This window comes from Halobacterium sp. CBA1126 (assembly GCF_009741975.1).
GTDB lineage: Archaea > Halobacteriota > Halobacteria > Halobacteriales > Halobacteriaceae > Halobacterium.
The window spans coordinates 1-6,888 of record NZ_WPCF01000120.1 but is presented as its reverse complement, the minus strand read 5'-3'; the positions used below and the strand labels follow the sequence as shown (position 1 = coordinate 6,888).

At 71.3% G+C, this 6,888-nt stretch carries 7 protein-coding genes, 1 tRNA gene and 2 pseudogenes; 8 read left to right on the top strand and 2 right to left on the bottom strand.

Annotated features, from left to right (window positions below; translation table 11 throughout):
• Window positions 1-170: 170 nt before the first annotated feature.
• From cmk to GJ634_RS13220, 5 genes are all read left to right on the top strand, one after another.
• On the top strand, window positions 171-749 hold the full coding sequence (cmk, locus tag GJ634_RS13240) for a (d)CMP kinase (RefSeq protein WP_157503349.1): 579 nt from the start codon (window positions 171-173) through the stop codon (window positions 747-749).
• 2 nt (window positions 750-751) lie between these two features.
• Window positions 752-1,645, top strand: a complete 894-nt coding sequence (locus GJ634_RS13235; protein WP_157503348.1) for an RNA-guided pseudouridylation complex pseudouridine synthase subunit Cbf5 — start codon at window positions 752-754, stop codon at window positions 1,643-1,645.
• Between the two features lie 52 nt (window positions 1,646-1,697).
• A tRNA-Pro gene (locus tag GJ634_RS13230) sits at window positions 1,698-1,768 on the top strand.
• 235 nt (window positions 1,769-2,003) lie between these two features.
• The gene (locus tag GJ634_RS13225) at window positions 2,004-2,198 is read left to right on the top strand and encodes a hypothetical protein (RefSeq protein ID WP_157503347.1); all 195 of its coding nucleotides are present in this window, start codon (window positions 2,004-2,006) and stop codon (window positions 2,196-2,198) included.
• Between the two features lie 94 nt (window positions 2,199-2,292).
• Entirely contained in the window at window positions 2,293-2,694 is a 402-nt protein-coding gene (locus GJ634_RS13220) for a hypothetical protein (protein WP_157503346.1), read from the top strand.
• 108 nt (window positions 2,695-2,802) lie between these two features.
• Here GJ634_RS13220 and GJ634_RS13215 read toward each other — a convergent pair whose 3' ends face one another.
• Window positions 2,803-2,997: a cold-shock protein gene (locus GJ634_RS13215; protein WP_157501931.1), complete on the bottom strand. Its 195-nt coding sequence runs from the start codon at window positions 2,995-2,997 to the stop codon at window positions 2,803-2,805.
• Between the two features lie 211 nt (window positions 2,998-3,208).
• Between GJ634_RS13215 and GJ634_RS13210 the strand changes: the two genes are divergently transcribed.
• Window positions 3,209-3,898: an RAD55 family ATPase gene (locus GJ634_RS13210; RefSeq protein WP_157503345.1), complete on the top strand. Its 690-nt coding sequence runs from the start codon at window positions 3,209-3,211 to the stop codon at window positions 3,896-3,898.
• The gene (locus GJ634_RS13205) at window positions 3,898-4,338 is read left to right on the top strand and encodes a hypothetical protein (protein WP_157503344.1); all 441 of its coding nucleotides are present in this window, start codon (window positions 3,898-3,900) and stop codon (window positions 4,336-4,338) included. Before GJ634_RS13210 ends, GJ634_RS13205 begins: the two co-directional genes overlap by 1 nt.
• Here GJ634_RS13205 and ilvD read toward each other — a convergent pair.
• Window positions 4,339-6,047, bottom strand: a pseudogene (gene ilvD, locus GJ634_RS13200) (dihydroxy-acid dehydratase).
• A 153-nt stretch (window positions 6,048-6,200) separates the two neighbouring features.
• On the opposite strand from ilvD, the pseudogene GJ634_RS13195 reads away from it, so the two are divergent.
• Window positions 6,201-6,888 (top strand): annotated as a pseudogene (locus tag GJ634_RS13195) (beta-ribofuranosylaminobenzene 5'-phosphate synthase family protein); the annotation flags it as partial.

The following is a 6,888-nucleotide window of genomic DNA, read 5'->3' as shown; positions in this document are numbered from 1 at the left end:
CTACGCCGTTCGCATATTCCGAGGCGCTCATACTTCGCGCCTCGCTGCGCTCACTCGTGGAGTGAATCGCTCGCGCCATGCGGCGCTCGCGAATGCTCACTTCGCGCGAAACCGCAGCACGCCGGGTTCAGGTTCAAAACCTCTTTGTCCGCGCCGCTCCCAGCACGGATATGTTAGTCACGATCTCCGGGCCGCCGGGCAGCGGGAAGAGCACGGTGGCGTCCGCGCTCGCGGACCACCTCGGGTACGACCACATCTCCGGGGGGGACATCTTCCGCGAGCTCGCCGAGGACCGCGGGCTCAGCCTCGAGGAGTTCAACGAGCTCGCCGAGGAGGACCCCCAGATCGACAAGGACCTCGACCGACAGCTCCGCGAGACCGCGCGGGACCGCGACGACGTCGTCCTCGAGTCCCGGCTCGCGGGCTGGATGGCCGGCGAGTACGCCGACATCAAGATCTGGCTGGACGCGCCGCTGAGCGTGCGCGCGCGCCGCATCGCCGAGCGCGAGGAGAAGACGCCGGCGACCGCGCGCGCCGAGACCGAGAAGCGCGAGGACTCCGAGAGCGCGCGGTACGCCGACTACTACGGCATCGACTTCGACGACCTCACCATCTACGACCTCTCGGTGAACACCGCGCGCTGGGGGCCCGACGCCGTCACGGACATCGTCCTGTACGCCGTGGACAACTACGCGCCGTCCGACGACGAGGGGCCAGCGCCCATCGAGGACGTCGACTACGAGTTCTGACGATGCTCCGAGACGCCCCCGCGGACCGCGACCCGGACGACGTCCTCGAGTTCGGCGTCGTCAACCTCGACAAGCCGCCGGGGCCGTCCGCCCACCAGGTGTCGGCGTGGATCCGGGACATGGTCGGCGTCGAGAAGGCCGCCCACGCCGGGACGCTCGACCCGAAAGTCACGGGCTGTCTCCCCGTTCTGACGGGCGCGGCGACCCGCCTCGCGCCCGCGCTGCTGGAGGGCCCGAAGGAGTACGTCGCCGTCCTCGAACTGCACGCCGACCCGCCCGCGAACCTCCACAGCGTCGTCGAGGAGTTCGAGGGCCCGACCTACCAGAAGCCGCCGCGGAAGTCCGCGGTCGCGCGCCGCCTGCGCGTCCGGGAAATCCACGACCTCGACGTGCTCGAAGTGAGCGAGCGGCAGGCGCTGCTCCGGATTCGCTGCGAGTCCGGGACGTACGTCCGGAAGCTCTGCCACGACCTCGGGCGCGCGCTCGGCACCGGCGCGCACATGGGCCACCTCCGCCGCACCGCGACGACGCCGTTCGACGACACGACGCTGTCGACGCTGCACGACCTCGCGGACGCGCTGGCGTGGCTGCGCGACGAGGACGACACCAGCCCGCCGGGCGGCGACCCCGAGGCGGCGCTCCGCGACGTGCTCGCGCCCGCGGAGCGCGCGCTCGAACACATCCCGTCGGTGACCATCGCGCCGTCGGCCGCCGAACAGGTCGCGGAGGGCGCGCCCGTCTACGCGCCGGGCGTCATCGACGCGGACGACGCCGAGCGCGACCAGCTCGTCGCGTGCTACACGCCGAACGGCGCCGCGGTCTGCCTCGGCCGCTTCGCCGGCGACCCGGACGCGGACAGCGGCACCGTCGTCGACCTCGAGCGCGTGCTCGTGTGAGCCGGTTCGGAAACGAAGGCCTTAATGCCGGACGCCGCCTCGTCCGAAACGCGGGACCGTGGGGTAGTGGTATCCTCTGCGGATGGGGTCCGTAGGACCTGAGTTCGAATCTCGGCGGTCCCACTTCAACTTCGCCCGGACCCGTCCGGGCGTCACTGACGCAGCGTTCCGCAGCGTCGGCTTCGTCACGCAGAAATCGCGAACGCACCGAGCTTCTACCAGACCGTGCATGTCCCCGTTCACGCCGACAGCGGCTGTGACGGAGGACCGCCCGTCACGGCCGCGACCACCCGCCACCGTTCCTAGCTGTTTAGGCAGCGAACGAATGAGTGCGAGCCGCCTACTCTGGTGGTATCCGATGGGGAGCGACGCACCAGGCGGGGACAGCCGGCGGGAGACGTGCGAGAACTGCTGCAGGGAGACGCCTCACGACGTCACGGTCGACTTACTGGTCGAGCGCGCGGCTGATTCGTCGCTCGCGCGGCGGCCGTACCGGGTGTCGACGTGCCGGGAGTGCGGGGCGGAGTCGAGGCAGGCAATCGGCCAGACCTGAGACGCGGCGGGAGCAGCAGTTCGGGGCGCGGGACGAGACAGTGTTCTGATAGCTACCACGTGGTATGATGTGACTTGGCGTGGTAGCGGCGCGCATGCCCGTGACGTACCGGGTGGTGTTGCGGTCGACGGAGACCCAGCCGTCCCGGCAGACCCAGGAGAGCGTGCTGCCGGCGATGTCCCAGAAGTTCGGCCGGCGGGTCTCCATCGAGGCCGCGGACATCGCGCCCGACGACCGGCTGCGCGCGACGGTCATCGGGACGGTCGACACCGACTCGCCGCCCGCGCTGCGGGACGTCTACGAGTACGTGAAGCCGCACCGGCTGGTGCGCGTCAAAGAGATTCTCACCGACGACGCGGGCGGCGTCGTCGTCCGGAAGGCCCACGAGGTCGACCGGGAGCGCGTCGAACGCCACGAGCGCGCGACGGTGCTCGCGGACGTGCGCGGCGACCTGCTCGTCCACGTCGCCGGCGACGAATCAGCAGCGAGCGAGTGACATCGAGCCGGCGGCTGCGCGGTCGCCGGCCCGCCGGGGGCGGACGCGCCGCTATTCGGTGTTGGTCACAAAAATCGGAAAGTTTAGTTCAGCGAAAGAGTGCCGGGATTACAGCCGGGTGAGGTTCGTGGCGCGGGGGCCCTTGTCGGCCTCCTCGATGTCGAACTCGACTTCCTGACCTTCCTCCAGGTCCGGGCCGCCGATGTCTTCCATGTGGAAGAACACGTCCTCGTCCGCGTCCTCAGTCTCGATGAATCCGTAACCGCCAGTGTCGTTGAAGAAGTCAACCGTACCGGTTGCCATTGCGACTACAGGTAGGCGGGATGCACTGATAACCCTTCCGAGACGGCCGGTAGCACGGCAGAGCGTAGCACGGGCGGCCGCGGCGACCGCCACGCGGCAGCCCCACGTGCACGCGGCGAGCGGCCGACGGAATCCGCCGACGGCGCCGGGTAGCGACGTGAAAACGAGCGAACACGGAGGGATTTAAGCGTGGGCCGCGTGGGGACCACCGATGAGACTCTCGACGGGCGTCGCCGGGCTCGACAGCCTCCTCGACGGCGGCCTCCCGGCGCGCCGGCTGTACACGCTGAGCGGGCCGCCGGGCAGCGGGAAGACCACGCTCGCCGCCCAGTACGTCACGGAGGGCGTGAAGAACGGCGAGGACGTGCTGTACGTGACGATGCACGAGACGCGCAACGAGCTCGTCGACGACATGTCGAACTACGAGTTCGGGTTCGAGCGCGCGGCCAACGCCGAGAACTTCGAGTTCCTGAACCTCACGCGGGAGCGCTCGCGGCGCTCGCTCACCCAGTACGGCCGCGAGTCCGGGCTGTCCTCGCGGCTCGCGTCGATGATCCGCCAGGAGGACTACGACCGCGTGGTCGTCGACTCGACGATGCTGCTGGCGCACTTCGCGGACGACGCCGACGCGGAGGTCACGCACTTCGCGACCGGCCTCAAGCAGACCGACGCCACCGTCCTGCTGGTCTCGGAGATGACCGACCCGACCGCGTACGCCGAGGAGCACTACCTCGCTCACGGCGTCATCTTCCTCCACAACTTCCTGGAGGGCGGCGGGATGACCCGCGGCGTCCAGCTGGTGAAGATGCGCGGCACGAACATCGACTGCGACATCCGGGACGTCTCCTTCACGGGCGACGGCCTGCAGGTCGACCCCGGACGGAAGGTCCGGCCGGAGTGATGTACGACGAGTCCTTCTCCCGGGACTGGGACGGCGAGGAGCTGGACCGCGAGGAGGCGGTCTGGCGGGCGTACGCGCTCGGCGTCGCGGCGGCGCTCGGCGACCGCAACCCCGAGGAGTACCGCCAGCTCGTCGCCGCCGCGGGCCGGTCGCTCGTGGAGATGGCCTACGACGAGGGGAAGACCTCCGCGGCGGACCTCGACAGCCGGCTGGCGTCCGAGGACGGCGACGTCGACCCCTCGGAGTTCCCGTCCCGCGAGCGCGCGGTCTGGTCGAAGCTCATCACGTACAAGGACGCGGAGGGCGGCGACGTCGAGACGAGCGGGAGCGGCAGCGACCGCGTGGACCTCCCGGAGCTCCTCGACCGGATGGACGTCGACACGCTCCCGAAGAAGGACCTCGACCGGCTGCGGCTCCCGGAGTTCCTCTCCCGGAAGTAGCTACTCGGGCTTCGCCGCGGGGTTGGTGACCGCGCCGTCGGCGGCGGAGCCGAACTGGTCGCCGTACTTCCGGAGGACGCCGGAGTCGTAGCGCGGCTCCGGCTCCTCCCACTCCTCGCGGCGCTCCGCGAGTTCGTCCTCGGAGACCGCGACGGAGAGCTCGCGGTTCGGCACGTCGACGGTCACCTCGTCGCCGTCCTCCAGCAGCGCGATGGGGCCGCCGGAGGCGGCCTCCGGGGCGACGTGGCCGACCATCGGGCCGCGGGTCGCGCCGGAGAACCGGCCGTCGGTGAGCAGCGCCACGTCGTCCTCGTGGCCCTGGCCGACGACGGCGGCGGTGACGCCGAGCATCTCCCGCATCCCGGGGCCGCCACGGGGGCCCTCGTTCCGGATGGCGATGACGTCGCCGGACTCGATGTGGCCCTCCTGGACGTACGCCATCGCGTCCTCCTCGCTCTCGAAGACGCGAGCGGGGCCGGTGTGCTGGGTCTCGTCCTTGCCCGTGACCTTGAGGACCGCGCCGTCGGGCGCGAGGTTCCCCGTGAGCACGGTGATGGCGCCGGTCTCGTGGAACGGGTCGTCGACGGGCTTCAGGAAGTCGACGTCCTCGTCCACGTCGCCGTCGACGCCGAGGTGGTCGAGTTCTTCGGCGATGGTGCGGCCCGTCACGGTGAGCTGGTCGCCGTGGACGAGGCCGGCGTCGAGCAGGCGCTTCAGGACGACCGGGACGCCGCCGACCTCGTGGAGGTCGTTCATCACGCGCGAGCCGCCGGGCTGGAGGTTCGCGATCTTCGGCGTGCGGTCGCTGATGGTGTTGAAGTCCTCGATGTCGAGGTCGACGCCGGCTTCGCCCGCGAGCGCGAGCAGGTGGAGGACGGCGTTCGTGGAGCCGCCGAGCGCGACCTGCACGGCGATGGCGTTCTCGAAGCTCTCCCGCGTGAGGATGTCGGAGGGGCGGCGGTCCTCGCGGACGCACTCCGCGGCGAGGTCGCCGGCGCGCTCCGCGACGTCGTAGCGCTCGTCGCTCTCCGCGGGCGGGCTCGCGGAGCCGAGCGGCGCGAGCCCGAGCGCCTCCGAGATGGACGCCATCGTGTTCGCGGTGAACATCCCGCCGCAGGCGCCCGCGCCCGGGCAGGCGTCCCGCTCCATCTCCTCGAGTTCGTCCTCGCTCATGTCGCCGGACGCGACCGCGCCGACCCCCTCGAAGACGTTCTGGACGGTGATCTCGCGGCCGTCGTGCTCGCCGGGCATGATGGAGCCGCCGTAGAGGAACACCGACGGGAGATCGGTGCGGATGGTGGCCATCATCATGCCGGGGAGGTTCTTGTCGCAGCCCGCGACCGTCACGAGGGCGTCCATGCGCTCGCCGAACGCCACGAGCTCCACGGAGTCCGCGATGACCTCCCGGGAGATGAGCGACGCGCGCATCCCCTCGGTCCCCATGGAGATGCGTCCGAGATGGTGATGGTGCCGAACTCGATGGGCATGCCGTCGCCGGCCTCGACGCCGTCGACGGCCGACTCGGCGACGTCGTCGAGGTGGACGTTACACGGGGTGATGTCGGCGGCGGGGTTCGCGACGCCGACCATCGGCGAGGAGAAGTCGGCGTCGTCGTAGCCCATCGCGCGGAACATCGCGCGGTGGGGAGCGCGCTCGACGCCCTCGGTGACGTCGTTGCTCCGCAAGTCGGGGTCCTTCTGCTGACTCATGCGTAGGGGTTGCCGGCGCAGGGGTTAAAGCCCGCCGACTGAACAGATGTTGCCGGGAGACCGCGGCGAGGCGATGATGTTCGCCCGGCGCGGGTACCGGGAAGGTTTGCCAGCGGCAGAACCGCCAACACCGCGGGCCGCGAACCTGCGGGCATGACTGTCCGGGTCGAGAGCGGCGGCCGACTCCACTTCGGCTTCCTGAACCTCTCGCTGTCCCACGACCGGCTGTACGGCAGCCTCGGCGTCGCGCTCGACCGGCCGCGGGTGGCGGTGGAGGCCGACCCGGCCGAGGACCTGCGCTGCGACCACGAGCGGGCGCGCGAGCACGCCGAGCGCGCCTGCGAGGTGCTCGGCGTGCCGGGCGTCGACCTCGCGGTCCGCGAGGAGCTGCCGCCGCACGTCGGCCTCGGCTCGGGGACGCAGCTCGCGCTCGCGGTGCTGGCGGCTACGGCGCGAGCGCACGGCCGGAACGCGGACGTCGCGCGAGTTCGCGCCCGAACTCGGCCGCGGCGGGCGCAGCGGCGTCGGCGTCGCGACGTTCGAGGCGGGCGGGTTCGTGCTGGACGCGGCCACCCGACGGGGCTGTTCACGACGGAAGCGCCCGCTCGCGGCGAGTGGGCGGTGCCGCCGGTCGCCGCGCGCCACCGGATTCCGGAGGACTGGCGGTTCCTGCTGGTGCGCCCGGACGCCGAACCCGGCCGCGACGGCAGCGAGGAGGACGCGAGCATGCGGTCGGCCGTCGAGGCCGCCGACCCCGGGCTCGCCGACCGCATCTCCGGGGTGGTGACGCGGCGCGTGCTCCCGGCGCTGGCGGGCGGGGACGTGGCGGCGTTCGGCGCGG